Source organism: Pseudoalteromonas sp. RB2-MNA-CIBAN-0110, from assembly GCF_040309305.1.
GTDB lineage: Bacteria > Pseudomonadota > Gammaproteobacteria > Enterobacterales > Alteromonadaceae > Pseudoalteromonas > Pseudoalteromonas arctica.
In genome coordinates this window covers 14,366-31,336 of record NZ_JBEOOQ010000003.1, presented here as the reverse complement: position 1 = coordinate 31,336, position 16,971 = coordinate 14,366, and the positions used below count along the sequence as shown (strand labels likewise).

The window sequence follows — 16,971 nt, the reverse complement described above, 5'->3', positions numbered from 1 at the left end:
ATGAGTTAAATATTAAATGTAAATGAATTTGTATTTAAAACGCTGTTTATATAGCCAAATTAATGATTCTTTTATTTAAAAAGCCCTAAAATTATAAATTCAGTGAACGTTAAAATTTAGTTTGCTATTAAAAGTATTAATTTACTTAGTTAAGTAAAAAAAGATCACTTTTAAGCAACTTAATTAATGCTTAAATACTAGGGCTTGTTGATCTTTTAGGATTAAAATTTGTTCAATTTAGGAGCTGTTTAATCGATCCTAGGTTTGTAACCTAACGGTTCGATAACTGCTCCTGCGTTATTCTGCATGCTTACATACACGTGAGAATAATTAAAAGCTGAGCAGCAAAGAGCAAATTTCCCTTTAGGGCTAGTATAAATTTATAAGCTGATAAGCATCTTTAATCAAGTTGTAATATGAATATGATTTAACACAACATTAGGGCATGTTGAATTTTGGCGATTGAATTTACAGTAGTATGTTTGGTTTTTAGGCAAGGCAGAGCCTATGTAGTGTGGTCATTCCCCATAAATAGGCGATAACGCAGCATAAATACCAAACATACACTGCCCTTTGGGTTCTTTCTAGGGACGATTAACTCTTTGTTACTCGGTTTTTACTTAGCCCAATAGGTTACAAACCTCGTGCCGCGATTTAATCGCCCCTAGATTGAACAAATTTCAATCCAAAAAGCTCAGCATGCCCTAAGCTATATTTTATAAATAGATAGGCAAAGGATTAATACTATTATGCGTGAATGCGCTTTAAACAATACCAATCAAAACGAACTTGTTAAACGCTTTTACAGCGTTAGAGACGAAAGCCTGGCTATTATCGAGGTACTCACTGTAGAAGATTGCCAATTACAAGCTATGGCAGATGCCAGCCCAAGCAAATGGCATTTAGCGCACACGACGTGGTTTTTTGAAACGTTTTTACTTAGTGTTTATTGCAAGCAGTACACTGTGTTTAACTCTCACTATAGAATGCTTTTTAATTCTTACTACAATGGGATTGGAGAGCAATTTAAGCGCGCGCACCGAGGTAGTTTATCTAGGCCTAGTTTAGATGAAGTGCTAGCTTACAGAGAGCATGTAGATAGCTGTGTGGTTGAATTACTTAAAACTGAAGTTAGCCCACAAATTAAAGATATTATTGAACTTGGGTTACACCACGAGCAACAGCATCAAGAACTAATGCTTATGGACATCAAATATAACTTTTCAGTAAATCCGTTATTTCCGCAATATAAAACATCGCCTTTAAACAGCCAAAACAAATCAGCAGATATTAAGCCTCTCAATTTTATAAATTTTGAGCAAGGTATTATTAATATAGGTACAAATGCCTACGATGAATTTGCATATGATAACGAGCGCCCCAAACACCAAGTATTAATTCATCCATTCAGTTTTGCTAATAGATTGGTCACCAATGGTGAATATTTAGACTTTATAAATGCAGGTGGATACAGCAATCCACAGTATTGGTTAAGTGACGGTTGGGCAAATATACAAAACAACGCTCTAACGCAACCATTATATTGGCATTGTATAGATAACGAATGGTTTGAGTTTACACACTATGGATTAGAGCCTCTCAATTTAAATGCCCCGATCTGTCATGTTAGTTATTTTGAGGCCAGCGCCTATGCTAATTTTGTTAAAGCTCGCTTGCCTACAGAGTTCGAATGGGAATATGCAGCTAAAAATACTCCTTCAACAGAGATTAATAATCACCACCTAACACCACCGCAAGCAAAAGGTGATGCTGAAATAAATCAGTTAACTGATTCGTGTTGGCAATGGACGAACAGTGCATATTTACCATACCCCGGTTTTAAGCCTATTGAAGGAATAGCAGGGGAATACAATGGTAAGTTTATGAATAACCAAATGGTGTTACGTGGTGGGTGTGTGTTTACCCCTCAAAACCATTTACGACAAACATACCGTAATTTTTATTACCCGCATCAAGTGTGGATGTGCAGCGGGATAAGACTAGCTAAGGATATAGTATGAGCCAAGTAACAGCGATTAAGCAAAGCAACATAACCGACACTGAATTTCTAAACGACGTGATAAGCGGATTAACTCAACAACAAAAAACGCTTCCGTGTAAATATTTTTATGATGATAAAGGCGCTGCATTATTTGAGCAAATAACAGCCTTACAAGAGTATTATGTTACACGTACTGAGCTTTCTATATTAGAGCAACATTCGAAGTCGATTGCTCAAATGCTACCTGAAAACCTCTCTATTATAGAGCCCGGCTGTGGCTCGGGTAAAAAGGTAGCCTATTTATTAGCGCATATGGCAAACGTTAAAACCTTTGTACCGTTTGAAATATCTGAGGAGATGCTCAGTTATTCACTTGCACATTTGTCACCATTATTTCCAGATTTGGCAATTTCGCCATTATTAGGAGACTTTACACATAGCCAAATGGTCAAACAGCTAACCAAAGACACCGCTTTAGACAGTCAAACTAATTTGGTGTACTTTCCGGGCTCTACTCTTGGTAATTTTGCCCCAGTTAAAGCCATAGAGATTATGAATAATTTCCATCGCTTATGCGGTGTAAATGGTTATGTATTAATTGGGGTTGATTTAGTAAAAGAGCGCCAAGTGTTACTTGATGCATATAACGATAAGGCGGGAGTTACCGCTGCTTTTAATAAAAATTTACTACAACGTATTAATAACGAGCTAAACGGCACATTTAATATAGATAACTTTAGCCACGAGTCACGCTTTAACGGGCAACATAGCCGTATCGAAATGCATTTAGTAAGTAATCGTACTCAAAGCGTGATTATAAATGATCAGCAAATAGACTTTATAGAAGGCGAAAGTATCCATACAGAAAACTCTCACAAGTACACGCTCGAGTCGTTTAAGCAGCTTGCAGCGCAAGCTAATTTAAAGTTAGAGCAAACATGGCAAGACGATAGTAACTATTTTGCCCTGTGTTTATTAAGACCGCTTTAAGCATTACTTAATATGTTTAGTAAATGACAACTTTAGCATTGTTAAACTCATAGTTTAGCAATGCGCCATTATTTGACTGCTGTACAAGCATAGCTTTATTTAAACCGTACAGTCTAAATAGCAGGGGGGCAATAACAGATACCGCAGAGCCTGTAGCACTGTCTTCATTTACACCAAACTGGGGTGCAAAGTATCTAAAATGCGCTATGGCATTTTTTTTGTCTTTATTTTTTATACTAAGGGCAATTACTGCATTTTTGTGGAGTGCACATAAAGCTTTAAAATCAACGTGTACGCTTTTTAAATCGTCTTTTTCAACTGCTTTATCGAATTCTTTATCGAGTTTTTTATTAAATTCTTCATTAAATAACACAACCGTATAACCGTTTTTGTCGCCGGTACTGTAGGCTGCTTTTATTGCTAATGAAAACACACTTTGTAACTCACCTTTAGCTAACTTGCTTTTTTTAGGCTCTATGCTTTTTAGTAACAGCTGAGCGCGTTGTTTTTTTACTCTTATAGTAAAGCGCTCATTACTCATTGAAGTAAATACTTCAGGGCAATAACCAAAATGCTTTATTAAAAAATTAGCGGCTGCTAAAGTACCATGTCCACAGCGTTTAATTTCACTCGTTTGGTTAAACCAACGAATTTTACAATGGCGTTTAGTTATCTCATTTTGATTTAAAAATACGGTAGCAGGGTAAGTTGATTGTGATGCAATATATTGCATTGTTTTTGAAGTTAACCCATTTTTATAAATAACAATTAAAGCACTTGAGCCTTTTAAGTTATGTGCAGGGCTATAAAAAACAGATTCGGTGGAAATGAGCTCTATAAAGCGAAGCGTAAGCCATTTAGGCTTACGCTTCGCTAAACAAAGAGTATTAACCTTTGCTTGCATATGCGTCGTTATGAACGCCGGCAGCACGACCTGATGGATCAGCGTTGTTTTGGAACGATGCGTCCCATGCAAGTGCTTCAGGAGTCGAACACGCTACCGATTTACCATGAGGTACACATTTAGCTGATGCATCACCAGGGAAATGCGATTCAAAAATAGTACGGTAGTAGTAAGCTTCTTTTGAATCTGGCGTATTAATAGGGTATTTAAATTTCGCATTTTCAAGCTCTTGATCGCTCACTTGCTCATTTACAAACTCTTTTAAGGTATCAATCCAGCTGTAGCCTACACCGTCTGAAAATTGCTCTTTTTGACGCCATAGCACTTCATCAGGTAAGTAACCTTCAAAGCCTTCACGTAAAATGTGTTTTTCAATTTTTCCATCTTTACACATTTTAGCTTCAGGGTTGATACGCATAGCAACATCAACAAATTCTTTATCAAGAAACGGTACACGTGCTTCTACGCCCCATGCCGCCATTGATTTATTAGCACGTAAACAGTCAAACATATGCAGTTTTGATACTTTACGGTTTAGCTCTTCATGAAACTCTTGTGCGTTAGGGGCTTTATGGAAGTATAAGTAACCACCAAATAGCTCATCAGCACCTTCGCCAGATAACACCATTTTAATGCCCATTGCTTTAATTTGGCGAGCCATTAGGTACATAGGTGTAGAGGCACGAATTGTTGTTACGTCGTAGGTTTCTATGTGGTAAATCACTTCACGTAATGCATCAATACCTTCTTGAATGGTAAAAATGATAGGGTGGTGAATAGTACCAATCATGTCAGCTACTTTTTGTGCAGCCGCTAAATCAGGTGAGCCTTCAAGACCTACTGAAAAAGAATGCAGCTTAGGCCACCATGCGTCGCTTTCGTCGTTATCTTCAATACGTTTTGCAGCAAAGCGCTGGGTAATAGCAGAGATAACCGATGAGTCTAAACCACCAGAAAGTAATACACCGTAAGGCACGTCACACATTAATTGGCGTTTAACGGCCGCTTCTAATGCATCTTTAACGTCTTGCGCTTCTGCACTGTTATCTTTAACTGCATCAAATGTTTCCCAATCACGTTTGTAATAAGGCGTCATTTTGCCATCTTTGCTGTACAGGTAATGCCCTGGTGGAAATTCTTCAATATGCTTACAAATTGGAGAAAGTGCTTTTAGCTCAGAAGCAACGTAAAAGTTACCGTGCTCGTCATGACCGGTGTAAAGCGGGATAATACCTATATGGTCACGGCCAATTAAGTAAGCGTCATTTTCTTCGTCGTATAAACAAAATGCAAAAATGCCATTTAGATCATCTAAAAAGTCAGGCCCTTTTTGTTTATAAAGCGCTAAAATAACTTCACAGTCTGATTGAGTTTGAAAAGTAAAATCAACGTCTAGCTCTGCTGCAAGTTCTTTATGATTATAAATCTCGCCGTTAACCGCTAAAATATTTGTTTTTTCAGGATTATATAAAGGCTGTGCACCGCTTGATACACCAACAATAGCTAAACGCTCATGCACTAAAATAGCTTTTTCAGATGCATATACACCAGACCAATCTGGGCCTCGGTGTCTAAGCAGCTTTGACATTTCAATTGCTTGGGTACGCAATTGAGTGGGATCAGATTTAATATCTAATACCCCAAAAATTGAACACATAGTAACTCCTCATTCCTATTATGTGTGCAGCAGAGCCAATTTGCTGTGCTGCGAAACCTTGTTTTATCAGAAAAAATTACTCAAGTCACATAGCTTTTACAATTAATTAAGAATAATTTATGCACCAAGCTAGATGTAATTGCACCAAAGTGGTTAATGCGTGGTTCCTGCTGCTATTTTTACGTCGCTATTATTGTTCAAAGCTTGTGCAATCATAACTCTCAGGGCATTAATAACGGTTTCTTCGCTCATGCTTGGTGCGCCATTGTGGTGCACAGCTTGGCTTGGTAAATAAGGAATATGCACAAAGCCACCTTTCATTACAGCGCAGTGATCATTTATGTAATGCATAAGACCATACATAACGTGATTACACACATACGTACCTGCTGTATTGGAAATGGCAGCAGGTATATTGCTGTTGTGCAATGCTTGTAACATGCGCTTTATTGGTAAGTTTGTGAAATAGGCATCAGGGCCATTTTTTTCTATTGGTGTATCGATAGGCTGCTTACCTGCATTGTCTTTAATGCGTGCATCGTCAACGTTTATTGCAATACGCTCAATTGATATTTCGCTGCGCCCACCAGCTTGGCCTATACATAAAACAACCGCCGGATTGTGTGACTCAATGGCGTTTATAAGCTGACTGATAGACGTATTAAATTCACAGGCAAGTTCTAGTGTGCATATTTTGTGTTTCATGATGATAGTTTCATCAAGTTTTTGCACTGCTTGCCAAGAAGGGTTTATAGCTTCGCCACCAAAAGGAGCAAAGCCAGTTATTAATACACACGGCATAGTAGAAGTTGATTTAGTCATTAAACACCAAGCTATACATTAAAATAATATTAACGGCGAGTAAGGTAACGGCCGTCGGAATTTGAACCTTTATTACATGGTACCTATTTTTAAAATTTAGGGCGTGTTGATTCTAGAATATTTTATAGGTTATTTTTAAGTGCAAGGCTCAATTGATGTAGGTGCCCGTCAAGTTTCTGCTTCGCCTTTGCTGCTTCTTCAAACGTTACATATTTAAATTCAACAGTATCTAAAGGTCTAAATTGTGCAAATTGATGTAAGTCGGCTTCAATTACAGTCCCTAAAAGAGGGTAACCCCCGGTTGTTTGACCATCGTTAAGTAGCACAATAGGCTCACCATTCGGTGGCAGTTGAATACTCCCAGGACTCACCCCTAGTGATGGCAAAGAGTGCGAATGTGTCAAATTATTTTTATGCTCAAGCCTTACGCCCATTCGGTTGCTGTTACTACTAACTTTAAATGGGGTAGATACAAAGTTGTTAAGTAAAGGCTCGCCTAACAAATTAGCATGAGGGCTTGGGTGCAGTCGTATAAGCTTGCGCTGGGCGGGAGCAATTGCGCCTACTTTTATAAACTCTCCATAATAAGGAGTAATAGGTATTTCATCACCAGTGGCGAGAGCTCTACCTTCAATACCGCCAAAACATGCGTTTAAATCTGTAGATTTAGAGCCCATAACCTGAGTGTTTTGTATACCGCCTTTCACTGCTAAATAAGCTCTTAATCCAGCTCTACCAGTAGCAAAGCTCAGTACTTGTTTATTTTTTACTGTGTATGTCCAACCAGGGTAAATTGCTTGTCCATCAAGGGTTGCTTGCAAATCTGCACCATGAAGCGCAATTACTGTGTCGCAGGTGAATTCCAGCTCGCACAAACCAACGGTTATTTCTAAAACGGCATCATTGTCGTTATTGTTAAGTAATCTGTTAGCAATTATTTGTGCAAAGGGGTCTAAGCTACCCGCTTTGCTTACACCTAAATGACGGTAGCCATTACGGCCAAAATCTTGAATTGTAAGTAATACACCACTTTTGAGTACTTTAATCATGAGTTGCTCATTTATTAACTAGCGGAACAAATTCAAGCGTATCGCCTGGTTGAATTAAACAAGGTTGCTCCGAGGTCGAATCAAACAAAGCAGTATCTGTATGACCTATTATGTGCCAACCACCAGGGGTATCTGCGGGGTAAATTCCGGTTTGTTCAGCACCTATCGCAACAGAGCCTTTAGGAACTTTAATGCGTGGCTCATCACGCCTTGGTGTATGTAATTGCTGATTTAAGCCATGTAGGTAGGCAAAACCGGGCTGAAAGCCTAAAAATAAAACGTGGTATTTGGTTTTACTATGAATATTAATAACCTCATCAGCGCTTAAATTATGATAACGAGCCACGTAATTAATATCCTCACCCTTGTATATGGTTTCGATTAAGTGATGTTGCCCTTTAAAAGTACTCGTTTTAATATCATTCCACAGCGAAGGTAGCACTTGTAACCACTTATTTAAGTGTTTATCTGATTTTAAATAGAGAGTGAGCGAGTTCATGGCTGGCACCAAATCGGTAAATTCATCAGTGCATTTACAGTGGCTGGTTAAAGCCCAAATTTTCTTTTGAATAGAGAGTCTATCTATAGTGTCTAAATGCGATGCATCAAGCAGTAAACTACTGTTTGTTAATGCATAAATATGGGGAGCTGGCTTCATTAAATAAACCTATTTGTACAACATAATTTAAACGTAACACAGTTTTATTAATTTATTTACACCATTGCGACTAAGTGGTTATGTTTAGTGTTTATTTACCCAGCTTACTTTAAGAGTGTTTTTATATTCAATTAATCGAATTTAACTTATTGAGGACTAAAACTTAATACATTTCGTACTAAATAAGTAATTAGGTTGAAATGAAAATTAAGATAAGGAGGTCTTAATTAGCACGCACTTGTTTATGAGGTACTTTATGAAACACCAGCATTTATTATATTTATCAGGCGCTGCTATTATATTTAGCGCAGGCAGCTTTGCTTTATCTATGGAAAAGGTAGAACACAGTAATGTAGAAGCCACCATGCATGTAGAAACCATTGTACTGGGGTCTGGTTGTTTTTGGGGAGCAGAAAAACGCTACGAAGCGCTTAATGGCGTTATTGATGCTGAGTCGGGTTATGCTGACGGTAATGGGTTTAAAGCAACGTACAGAAATATTACTGATCAGTCTCGTCGTTTTGACGAGAACAATTATGCTGAAGTTGTGCAAGTTATGTATAACAGCAATATAATTTCAGCAGAAGATCTCTTAAAAAACTATTTTGAAAGTCACGATCCTACGCAAAAAAATCGCCAAGGTAACGACATCGGTACGCAATATCGTTCAATTGTATTAACGACTACTGATGCACAAGCTAAAGTAGCTGAGCAAGTTAAATCGCAATATCAGCAGCTTTTAACTGATGCGAGCTACGGCAAAATCGAAACGGTTATTAAACCGCTTACAGGTTTTGTATCGGCAGAAGAATATCACCAAAATTATCTAGAAAAGAACCCTAATGGCTATTGCCCCGATCATTCTACAGGCGTAGTTTTTAATAAAACACCCGTAGAAAAAGCAGACAACAGTGCTCTACTCGCAGGTAAGCAAATAGTGGTACTTGATTCTCGTGATTACTGCCCGTACTGTGAAAAATTTAAAAAAGCAGTCGCAAATGATTACAAAGGCACAATACCTATGACATTTCGTCATGCTGACCAACTTAATGATTTAACTATTAAGTCAGCCACGTGGGCAACGCCGACTATTTTATTTTTAGAAAATGGCGTTGAGTTATATGGCCGTCAAGGCTATGCAACACCTGAAGAGTTTTATAAAGCATTAGGCGCTTTTAAATTAGGTAACAGTGATGCTTATAAAGTTGCATTCGATGCACGAACAGATAGACCTTATTGTAAAGAGTACAAAGAGTTTAAAAATACACCTGATGGTACTTTTGTTGATAAATTAAGTGGAGAGCCACTATTTGATACAAGAGATAGGTTTAACTCCGGTACTGGTTGGTTGTCGTTTAAGCACCCAGTAAAAAGTAGTGTAACGCAGCATGACGATAGCAGCTGGGGAATAACACGTATTGAGCTACGTTCTAAAAGTACAGGTATTCATCTTGGTCATTTATTCCCAGGAGAAGGCCCTAGAGGCACAGACCGCTACTGTATAAACGCAACAGTACTCGATTTTGTACCAAGAGATAAAAGCTAAACCTTTTACTTTGTAAAGCCTGATTTTAATCAGGCTTTTTTTGCATAAAATAAAATAGATTTATCATATTCTTTGCAAATTTGTTAAAATTAAAGCGTTCAGGAAAACGTCAATAATATTACTTAGGTTATTAATGAATCGATTTGTAAAAATAACAACGCAGTTAATGTATTTGCCTTTAGCTTTATTAATTTTTATAACCGATGCTAAGTCGGCAACCCACTATGTCGTCGGCGTAGAGAATATAGAGTATCTACCTTACTTTGATGGTAGTGGAGCAAATGGTGCAGATTATTATGGCTTCAGTCAAAAGTTACTTACTTTGTTCGCCCAGCAGCACGATTTTGAATTTGAGTTTTACACGCTGCCAATTAATCGTCTTTATAAAGAATTTATTGATCACCATCATGTTGATTTTAAATACCCAGATAATCCACAATGGAAACCAAGTTATAAAGCTTCCTTTGGTGATTTAAATGAAATTATTTATTCGCAGCCAACCGTTGTGACTAAAACGGGTATTGCGAGTTTAAATAAAAATATCACTATTGATGAATGCGTTAGTTTTGCAACGGTGAGAGGGTTTACGTCTCAAAGCTTTAAACCTTTAATGAATAACGAAAACGTTGAGCTAATTGAAACAGCTAACGTAATGGAATTAATAGAGATGCTTTTAAAAGAGCGAGTGGAGTGTATTTACATATCTAACGATGTATTAAACTATAATATTGTTAAATATTTCAAATTAACCCGACCCGTTTATTTTCAAAACGAATTGCCGACAGATTTACAAGCCTTTTTATTATCGTCGATTGACTACCCTGAGGTAGTTAAGCAATTTGATACATTTTTGCTTTCACATAAAGTGCAAATAAGTAAATTAAAAAAAGAGTATCAAATAAAAAATTAACTAAAAAAGCCCCGTAAGTTATAACTTACGGGGCTTTTAAAAGGTATTAACCTGTATATAACTATATTATGTATGTGCTTAATAATAAAAACAGTTCAAGCCAAGTCACCACCTAACTTGAACCGCTTTTCACACTGACAACATCTTCACACACAATATAAAGATTCTGTTTACGACTCTTACGTAGCCTTGTAATGCATATCATGTGGTTTGAGCCAAAAATAAAAACAGTTCAAGCCAAGTCACCACCTAGCTTGAACCGCTTTTTCACACTGACAACATCTTCACACACAATATAAAGATTCTGTTTACTACGCTTACGTAGCCTTGTAATGCATATCATGTGATTGAGCCAAGAATAAAAACAGTTCAAGCCAAGTCACCACCTAACTTGAACCGCTTTTTCACACTGACAACATCTTCACACACAATATAAAGATTCTGTTTGCCACGCTTTAGTAGCTTGGTAATGCATATCATGTGGTTGAGCCAAGAATAAAAACAGTTCAAGCCAAGTCACCACCTAACTTGAACCGCTTTTTCACACTGACAACATCTTACACACACAATATAAGATTCTTTTAACTGCTAAGTTTGAGTTACTAAAACTCAAAAGGTTGCATTTATTGCTCTTAAAAAAAACAAATTAACTAAGTTGTTTTGAGCTGATGAAGTAACTTTAATATTTAACTTTATTTTCGACAAACGATAAAAATGAAACCAATGAGTGAAAAAAATTAAACTATAGACTTTAGTCTAATACTCGGCGTTAAGCTTATGTATTTAAATAAAAAATATTATTAAAAATTGCAGGGAGGTTTAGATGAGTTCAGTAATACAACACAGAGTGGGTTGTATTACTGAACTCGTCTAATAGGGGATTATTCTTGGATTTTTCTAAACGTATTTACAACCCACTTCGCAAATAAATCAAGCGGGTGATTAGGCGTGCTTGATTCGTGCTGTACTAAATAGTATTTATCTTTAGTTGTTAAAGGCTGCTCGAATAATTTATAAAGCCATTGCTCATCTAACCAGCTTTGACTAATAGGCAGTGGAATAAGCGCAATGCCCATGCCTTGCTGCGCTGCACGCGCTACACCAAACATGCTATCTATTTGAATAATCTGCGAAGGAGAAAAGTCATCAATACCCGCTTTTTCGGCCCACTGGTGCCATGCCCAAGGGCGAGCTTTGTGGAGGATCAGCGGAACTTGGTTAAGCGCTTGACGATGATCGTCCCTCCATTGATTGAGCAATTTTTTATTACATGCAGGAATATATTCAAGGTTAAACAACTCTGTTGCTAATCCTTCTGTAGGTTTACCAGAGGACAATACAATAGATAAATCGCTATGACGCGTTAACTCTTTGCGTGTTTTAAGCGTGTCCATTTGCAGGTTTATATTAGGGTGTTCTGACGTCCACTCACTTAATTTAGGCATGAGTAGCTCGCTGGCAAAAAACTCAGGCAGGGTAATCGTCAAATTTGTATTTTGCTGCATCTGACTAAACTCGTTAATGGTGCCCTCTAACATTGTGATGATAGGAGACACTGCATCAAAAAAGTTTTTACCCGCTGTGGTTAAGCTAATTGAACGCGTTTTACGTTGAAAAAGTTCAATACCAAGTTGTTCTTCAAGTTGTTTTATTTGATGGCTTACCGCAGACGGCGTTAAGTACAGCTCATTAGCTGCATGCTTAAAACTTAGGCTTCTTGCGGCAAAGCAAAAAGAGCGAAGGCCACGAATAGGAGTTTGCATGTTTTCCAGAATTATTTAATTTATTGAGACGCCTTACTTAGGCAAAATTTGAACCAACTATTTAATATTTAAATATCAGTAGGTTAAAAATAAATTTAACGCTAGTTCACAAAAAGGGTGCAGACTATCCACAAAATAGTGCAAAGAATCTAAGCGCTTACATTTAATTTATATTTGTATTATAGATAAAATTTACTACAGATGTATGAATGACGGTAAAAATAATGGCAAAAGATAAAAAAAATCCCTCGTGAGAGGGATTTTGGGTAACTCAGCGCCATTGGCACTGGGAATGAGGTCGGTACAGGGTAAAGCGTTATTTTAAGCTAAAGCCTAAAAAACCATTTCTGGTACTTCACCGTCAACAAGTAATTTACCTGCTGTTTTACTAATGATTTCATCAACAGTTACGCCCGGAGCGCGTTCTAATAAATGAAATGCGCCGTCTTTAACTTCTAGTACGGCTAAATCTGTCACTATTTTTTTAACGCAATTAACGCCAGTAAGCGGTAAAGAGCAGGCTTCTAATAGTTTAGAGTCACCATGCTTACTTGCATGGGTCATAGTAACAATAATGTTTTTCGCGCCAGCGACTAAATCCATCGCGCCACCCATGCCTTTAATCAGCTTTTTAGGGATCATCCACGATGCGATGTTGCCGTTCTGGTCAACTTCAAATGCACCCAGAACAGTTAAGTCTACATGACCACCCCGTATCATGGCAAAACTATCTGCACTATTAAATATGGCTGCACCTTTAGCTGCTGTCACGGTTTCTTTACCCGCGTTAATCATATCGGCATCTAGCTCTGCTTTAGTAGGGTACGGGCCCATGCCTAAAAGGCCATTTTCGGACTGTAACATAACTTCAATATCATCCGGTACATAGTTTGCGACGAGTGTCGGAATTCCTATGCCCAAATTTACGTAGTAACCGTCTTGAAGTTCTTGTGCAACGCGCATTGCAACTTGTTCACGTGATAATGCCATAATTATGCTCCTGCTTAATCTCGTGTTGTTACACGTTCAATGCGTTTTTCAAAGTTGCCTTTAATAACGCGATTTACAAAAATACCCGGGGTATGAATTTGGCTTGGTTCAAGCTCGCCCGGCTCTACAATTTCTTCTACTTCGGCAACGGTAATTTTACCAGCCGTTGCTGCCATTGGATTAAAGTTCATGGCGGTGTGTCTAAACACTAAATTACCGTAACGATCGGCTTTCCACGCTTTAACAATAGCAAATTCACCCGTTATAGACTCTTCTAAAATATATGGGCGACCATTAAATTCTTTTACGTCTTTGCCTTCAGCCACAGGAGTACCGTAACCGGTTGCCGTGTAAAATGCAGGTATACCCGCGCCACCAGCACGCATTTTTTCAGCAAGTGTACCTTGAGGTGTAAGCTCTACATCAATTTCGCCACTCAATAACTGCTGCTCGAATAGGGCGTTTTCGCCAACGTACGAGGCAATTACTTTTTTAATTTGTTTGTCTTGTAATAAAATACCTAAACCAAAGTCATCAACACCACAGTTATTAGATACTACAGTTAAGTTTTTTGTTTGCATGTGCTTAATTTGTTTAATTAAGCCCTCAGGAATACCACATAAACCAAAGCCTCCGGCAATAATAGTATCGCCGTCTTTTAATCCTTCCATTGCAGCTTCGTAGCTATAAACTACCTTATCAAAACCGGCCATGAGTCTCTCCTCATTGTGTGCTATTTGTTGTTAACTATCTTGAATTATCATTTTACAAGATAGCTATTTAGTGTGCAGTGCCACAGATACTTTGCTCACAGGTTGCTTACCAAGTGCTTTGGTTATCTCCCAGCCAGCGTCACTTAACCTTTGTAAATCAATTCCGTGTTCAATGCCAAGCCCTTGCAGCAAGTAAACTACATCTTCGGTGGCAACATTTCCTGACGCACCCTTAGCATAAGGACAACCACCAAGGCCCGCTACTGCCGCGTCAACCGTTGCTATACCTAGGCTTAAGGCTGCGTAAATATTTGTGAGCGCTTGGCCGTATGTATCATGAAAATGCACGGCCAACTTGGCTTTATCAATGTGCGTTAAAAGTAACTCTATTAACTGCGTTACTTTTTTAGCGGTGCCAACACCAATGGTATCGCCAAGACTTACTTCGTAACATCCTAAATCTAACAGCTTTTGCGATACACTCAGTACTGCTTGTGGGTCAATTTCACCCTCATAAGGGCAACCTAGCACACAGCTTACATAACCACGTACGCGAATGTTATTCGCTTTAGCAAACGCCATTACTTCGCTAAAACGTTCAATACTTTCATCTATTGAGCAGTTTATGTTTTTTTGACAAAACGACTCACTCGCAGCGGTAAATATAGCAAACTCTTTAATGCCAACAGCATGCGCTGCTTGTGCACCTTTTAAGTTAGGTGTAAGGGCACTTAAATTTACGTCAGGTAAATCTAGCGCTGATATTACATCCGCTGAGTCTGCCATTTGTGGCACCCATTTGGGGGATACAAACGCGCCAGCTTCAATATCTTTTAAGCCAGCAGCACTTAGGGCGTTAATAAGCGCTACTTTATCGGCTGTGCTTACTGTTTTTTCGTTTTGTAGGCCGTCTCGCGCACCTACTTCAACAATACGTACTTTATTTGCAAAGGTACTCATTATGCACCTTCCTCTGTTGTATCTTCTACTATAGCAAGCAGAGCACCATGCGTTACCAATTCACCTTCACCAAAACAGTAGCTTTTTAAAATTCCGTCATGCGGTGCGTTAAGCGTGTATTCCATTTTCATGGCTTCGATAATAACAACCGCATCGCCTTTGGTAATTGTGCTACCAATGTCGATTAAGTGCTTAACTACCGTGCCATTAAGCGGCGCGGCAAGTGGCAAAGCTTCACTTTCGTGCGAACTAATATAATGCTTATCAACTAGTTCAAGCTTAGTTTGCAGTGCTTTATTCATCACCGTCACACTATTGCCAACAGTATTATTACCTACCGTAGTTACGTGCGCACTATGTTTTTCGCCATTAATAAATACAGTGCAAAGACCACTATTTAATGTGCCCTGTATGTTAAATACATGCTCGTTATGCGTAATACTATAGCCCGCTGTGGTTTTTATAGCGCTTAGCTGTAAATCAGCAAAAGGGACTTTAATTACTTGCGGTGCATTGAGTGTAAAACCACTGAGCTGTTGCCACGGACTTGTGCTGCTTGGCGCATTTTGGGTATTAGTTAACGATTCTAAATATGCAAAAGCACCAATAAGCTGACTTGCTTGTAATAACGATTTATTAACCGCAACTAACGAGTCACCTTGCTCTGCAATAAAGTGCGTACTTGGCGCACCTTGTTTAAACGTAGGATGGCTTGCTAAATTATGTAAAAAGCCAATGTTAGTGCTAAAACCTGCTAAATGAAATTGCTCAAGAGCGTGTTGTAAACGGCTCAGTGCTTGTTCGCGATTGTCGTCGTGCACAATAAGTTTTGCAATCATCGGATCGTAAAACGGGCTAATTTCGTCGCCTTGTGCAATGCCTGTATCAATGCGTACAAATTCGCTGTTAAGTGGCGTATGTAGCGCTTCAATAGTGCCTGAGCACGGGATAAAGTCGTTAGCTGGATCTTCTGCGTATATACGCGCTTCAAAGCTATGACCCTGCAATTGAATATCGCTTTGTGCCAGAGGCAGTGTTTGCCCACCCGCAATATTAATTTGCCAATTGACTAAATCTACACCGGTTACCATTTCGGTCACTGGGTGTTCTACTTGAAGGCGCGTATTCATTTCCATAAAGAAAAATTCATCGCCACACAGTAAAAACTCAACCGTACCTGCGCCTCTATAATTTATAGCCAGTGCACAACGTACAGCTGCTTCGCCCATTTCTTTGCGTAGTTCCTCAGATAAACCCGGAGCAGGGGCTTCTTCAATTACTTTTTGATGACGGCGTTGCAAAGAACAATCACGATCGCCTAAATAAACACAGTTACCATGGTTATCCGCAAATACTTGCACTTCAACATGGCGAGGCTGGTTTACGTAGCGCTCAAGCAATACTAAATCGTTACCAAAACCGGCAATCGCTTCACGTTGTGCGCCCTCAAGAGCACTCATAAATTGTTTGGCATTTTGTACAACGCGCATGCCTTTACCACCGCCACCAAAGGCGGCTTTAATTAGTACAGGGTAGCCAATTTTTTCAGCTTCACTTTGTAAAAAAGCAGGGTCTTGTTTATCGCCATAATAACCAGGTACTAAAGGCACGTTAGCAGCTGCCATTATTTCTTTAGCGCGGGTTTTAGACCCCATAGCTTCAATGCTACTTGCTGGTGGCCCTACAAAAGCAATGTTGTTAGCTTCGCAGGCTTTAGCAAATTCGCTGTTTTCAGATAAAAAACCGTAACCAGGATGAATACAATCAGCGCCGCAGTCTTTGGCAACTTGTAAAGTTTTGTCTGCTACTAAATACGAATCTTTACTTGGTGCAGCACCAATATGGTAAGCCTCGTCAGCCATTTTTACGTGCCGGGCATGTTTGTCTGCATCAGAATAAACCGCGACCGTGGTTAAGCCCATTTGTTTTGCGCTGCGCATTACTCGGCACGCAATTTCTCCACGATTGGCAATCAGTATTTTTTGTAATCGTTGTGTGTTCATAATT

The 16,971-nt window shown here is 38.7% G+C and carries 14 protein-coding genes and 1 pseudogene; 4 read left to right on the top strand and 11 right to left on the bottom strand.

Features of this window, described 5'->3' with window-relative positions; all coding sequences use genetic code 11:
* The first annotated feature begins 749 nt into the window (after positions 1–749).
* Both egtB and egtD read left to right on the top strand, forming a co-directional pair.
* Positions 750–2,021 carry an ergothioneine biosynthesis protein EgtB gene (egtB, locus tag AAEY68_RS02815; RefSeq protein ID WP_024592392.1) on the top strand — a complete coding sequence of 424 codons (1,272 nt, stop codon included), beginning with the start codon at positions 750–752 and terminating at the stop codon, positions 2,019–2,021.
* The gene (egtD, locus tag AAEY68_RS02810; RefSeq protein WP_024592393.1) at positions 2,018–2,992 is read left to right on the top strand and encodes an L-histidine N(alpha)-methyltransferase; all 975 of its coding nucleotides are present in this window, start codon (positions 2,018–2,020) and stop codon (positions 2,990–2,992) included. Before egtB ends, egtD begins: the two co-directional genes overlap by 4 nt.
* A 16-nt stretch (positions 2,993–3,008) precedes the next feature.
* Here the strand turns inward: egtD and AAEY68_RS02805 are convergent, their stop codons facing one another.
* The 6 genes and pseudogenes from AAEY68_RS02805 to pxpB form a co-directional block, all read right to left on the bottom strand.
* On the bottom strand, positions 3,009–3,896 hold the full coding sequence (locus tag AAEY68_RS02805; protein ID WP_024592394.1) for a PhzF family phenazine biosynthesis protein: 888 nt from the start codon (positions 3,894–3,896) through the stop codon (positions 3,009–3,011).
* On the bottom strand, positions 3,880–5,553 hold the full coding sequence (gene asnB, locus AAEY68_RS02800) for an asparagine synthase B (protein ID WP_007583083.1): 1,674 nt from the start codon (positions 5,551–5,553) through the stop codon (positions 3,880–3,882). The genes AAEY68_RS02805 and asnB overlap by 17 nt, the downstream gene beginning before the upstream one ends.
* Positions 5,554–5,706: 153 nt before the next feature.
* Positions 5,707–6,375: a pyroglutamyl-peptidase I gene (gene pcp / locus AAEY68_RS02795; RefSeq protein ID WP_080670012.1), complete on the bottom strand. Its 669-nt coding sequence runs from the start codon at positions 6,373–6,375 to the stop codon at positions 5,707–5,709.
* Positions 6,368–6,463 (bottom strand): annotated as a pseudogene (locus tag AAEY68_RS02790) (5-oxoproline transporter, DUF979 family subunit); the annotation flags it as partial. The gene pcp and the pseudogene AAEY68_RS02790, both read right to left, overlap by 8 nt.
* 34 nt (positions 6,464–6,497) lie before the next feature.
* A complete protein-coding gene (locus AAEY68_RS02785) occupies positions 6,498–7,424 on the bottom strand; it encodes a 5-oxoprolinase subunit C family protein (protein WP_024592396.1) in 927 nt (308 codons plus the stop codon).
* A gap of 7 nt (positions 7,425–7,431) precedes the next feature.
* Positions 7,432–8,082 carry a 5-oxoprolinase subunit PxpB gene (gene pxpB, locus AAEY68_RS02780; RefSeq protein ID WP_024592397.1) on the bottom strand — a complete coding sequence of 217 codons (651 nt, stop codon included), beginning with the start codon at positions 8,080–8,082 and terminating at the stop codon, positions 7,432–7,434.
* Between the two features lie 256 nt (positions 8,083–8,338).
* Here pxpB and msrA point away from each other — a divergent pair, with 256 nt between their 5' ends.
* Both msrA and AAEY68_RS02770 read left to right on the top strand, forming a co-directional pair.
* The gene (msrA, locus tag AAEY68_RS02775; RefSeq protein WP_024592398.1) at positions 8,339–9,628 is read left to right on the top strand and encodes a peptide-methionine (S)-S-oxide reductase MsrA; all 1,290 of its coding nucleotides are present in this window, start codon (positions 8,339–8,341) and stop codon (positions 9,626–9,628) included.
* A gap of 133 nt (positions 9,629–9,761) precedes the next feature.
* Positions 9,762–10,538, top strand: coding sequence for a transporter substrate-binding domain-containing protein (locus AAEY68_RS02770; RefSeq protein ID WP_024592399.1), 777 nt, complete (start codon positions 9,762–9,764; stop codon positions 10,536–10,538).
* Positions 10,539–11,419: 881 nt separating this feature from the next.
* On the opposite strand, the gene AAEY68_RS02765 is transcribed toward AAEY68_RS02770, so the two are convergent.
* The 5 genes from AAEY68_RS02765 to AAEY68_RS02745 form a co-directional block, all read right to left on the bottom strand.
* Complete coding sequence (locus tag AAEY68_RS02765; RefSeq protein WP_024592400.1) at positions 11,420–12,301, bottom strand: LysR family transcriptional regulator; 882 nt, start codon at positions 12,299–12,301, stop codon at positions 11,420–11,422.
* 333 nt (positions 12,302–12,634) lie between these two features.
* Positions 12,635–13,291 (bottom strand): CoA transferase subunit B, encoded by a 657-nt coding sequence (locus AAEY68_RS02760; RefSeq protein ID WP_007580251.1) that lies wholly within the window; start codon positions 13,289–13,291, stop codon positions 12,635–12,637.
* 14 nt (positions 13,292–13,305) lie between these two features.
* Positions 13,306–14,004, bottom strand: a complete 699-nt coding sequence (locus AAEY68_RS02755) for a CoA transferase subunit A (RefSeq protein ID WP_007580250.1) — start codon at positions 14,002–14,004, stop codon at positions 13,306–13,308.
* 63 nt (positions 14,005–14,067) lie between these two features.
* Complete coding sequence (locus tag AAEY68_RS02750) at positions 14,068–14,964, bottom strand: hydroxymethylglutaryl-CoA lyase (RefSeq protein WP_024592401.1); 897 nt, start codon at positions 14,962–14,964, stop codon at positions 14,068–14,070.
* The gene (locus AAEY68_RS02745; RefSeq protein ID WP_350585427.1) at positions 14,964–16,967 is read right to left on the bottom strand and encodes an acetyl/propionyl/methylcrotonyl-CoA carboxylase subunit alpha; all 2,004 of its coding nucleotides are present in this window, start codon (positions 16,965–16,967) and stop codon (positions 14,964–14,966) included. Before AAEY68_RS02745 ends, AAEY68_RS02750 begins: the two co-directional genes overlap by 1 nt.
* Between the last annotated feature and the right edge of the window lie 4 nt (positions 16,968–16,971).

Bases quoted from the DNA above. Each gene is read 5' to 3' on its own strand.
- egtB (WP_024592392.1), top strand. From the start codon at position 750: ATGCGTGAATGCGCTTTAAACAATACCAATCAAAACGAACTTGTTAAA.
- egtD (WP_024592393.1), top strand. From the start codon at position 2,018: ATGAGCCAAGTAACAGCGATTAAGCAAAGCAACATAACCGACACTGAA.
- AAEY68_RS02805 (WP_024592394.1), bottom strand. From the start codon at position 3,896: ATGCAAGCAAAGGTTAATACTCTTTGTTTAGCGAAGCGTAAGCCTAAA.
- asnB (WP_007583083.1), bottom strand. From the start codon at position 5,553: ATGTGTTCAATTTTTGGGGTATTAGATATTAAATCTGATCCCACTCAA.
- pcp (WP_080670012.1), bottom strand. From the start codon at position 6,375: ATGACTAAATCAACTTCTACTATGCCGTGTGTATTAATAACTGGCTTT.
- AAEY68_RS02785 (WP_024592396.1), bottom strand. From the start codon at position 7,424: ATGATTAAAGTACTCAAAAGTGGTGTATTACTTACAATTCAAGATTTT.
- pxpB (WP_024592397.1), bottom strand. From the start codon at position 8,082: ATGAAGCCAGCTCCCCATATTTATGCATTAACAAACAGTAGTTTACTG.
- msrA (WP_024592398.1), top strand. From the start codon at position 8,339: ATGAAACACCAGCATTTATTATATTTATCAGGCGCTGCTATTATATTT.
- AAEY68_RS02770 (WP_024592399.1), top strand. From the start codon at position 9,762: ATGAATCGATTTGTAAAAATAACAACGCAGTTAATGTATTTGCCTTTA.
- AAEY68_RS02765 (WP_024592400.1), bottom strand. From the start codon at position 12,301: ATGCAAACTCCTATTCGTGGCCTTCGCTCTTTTTGCTTTGCCGCAAGA.
- AAEY68_RS02760 (WP_007580251.1), bottom strand. From the start codon at position 13,291: ATGGCATTATCACGTGAACAAGTTGCAATGCGCGTTGCACAAGAACTT.
- AAEY68_RS02755 (WP_007580250.1), bottom strand. From the start codon at position 14,004: ATGGCCGGTTTTGATAAGGTAGTTTATAGCTACGAAGCTGCAATGGAA.
- AAEY68_RS02750 (WP_024592401.1), bottom strand. From the start codon at position 14,964: ATGAGTACCTTTGCAAATAAAGTACGTATTGTTGAAGTAGGTGCGCGA.
- AAEY68_RS02745 (WP_350585427.1), bottom strand. From the start codon at position 16,967: ATGAACACACAACGATTACAAAAAATACTGATTGCCAATCGTGGAGAA.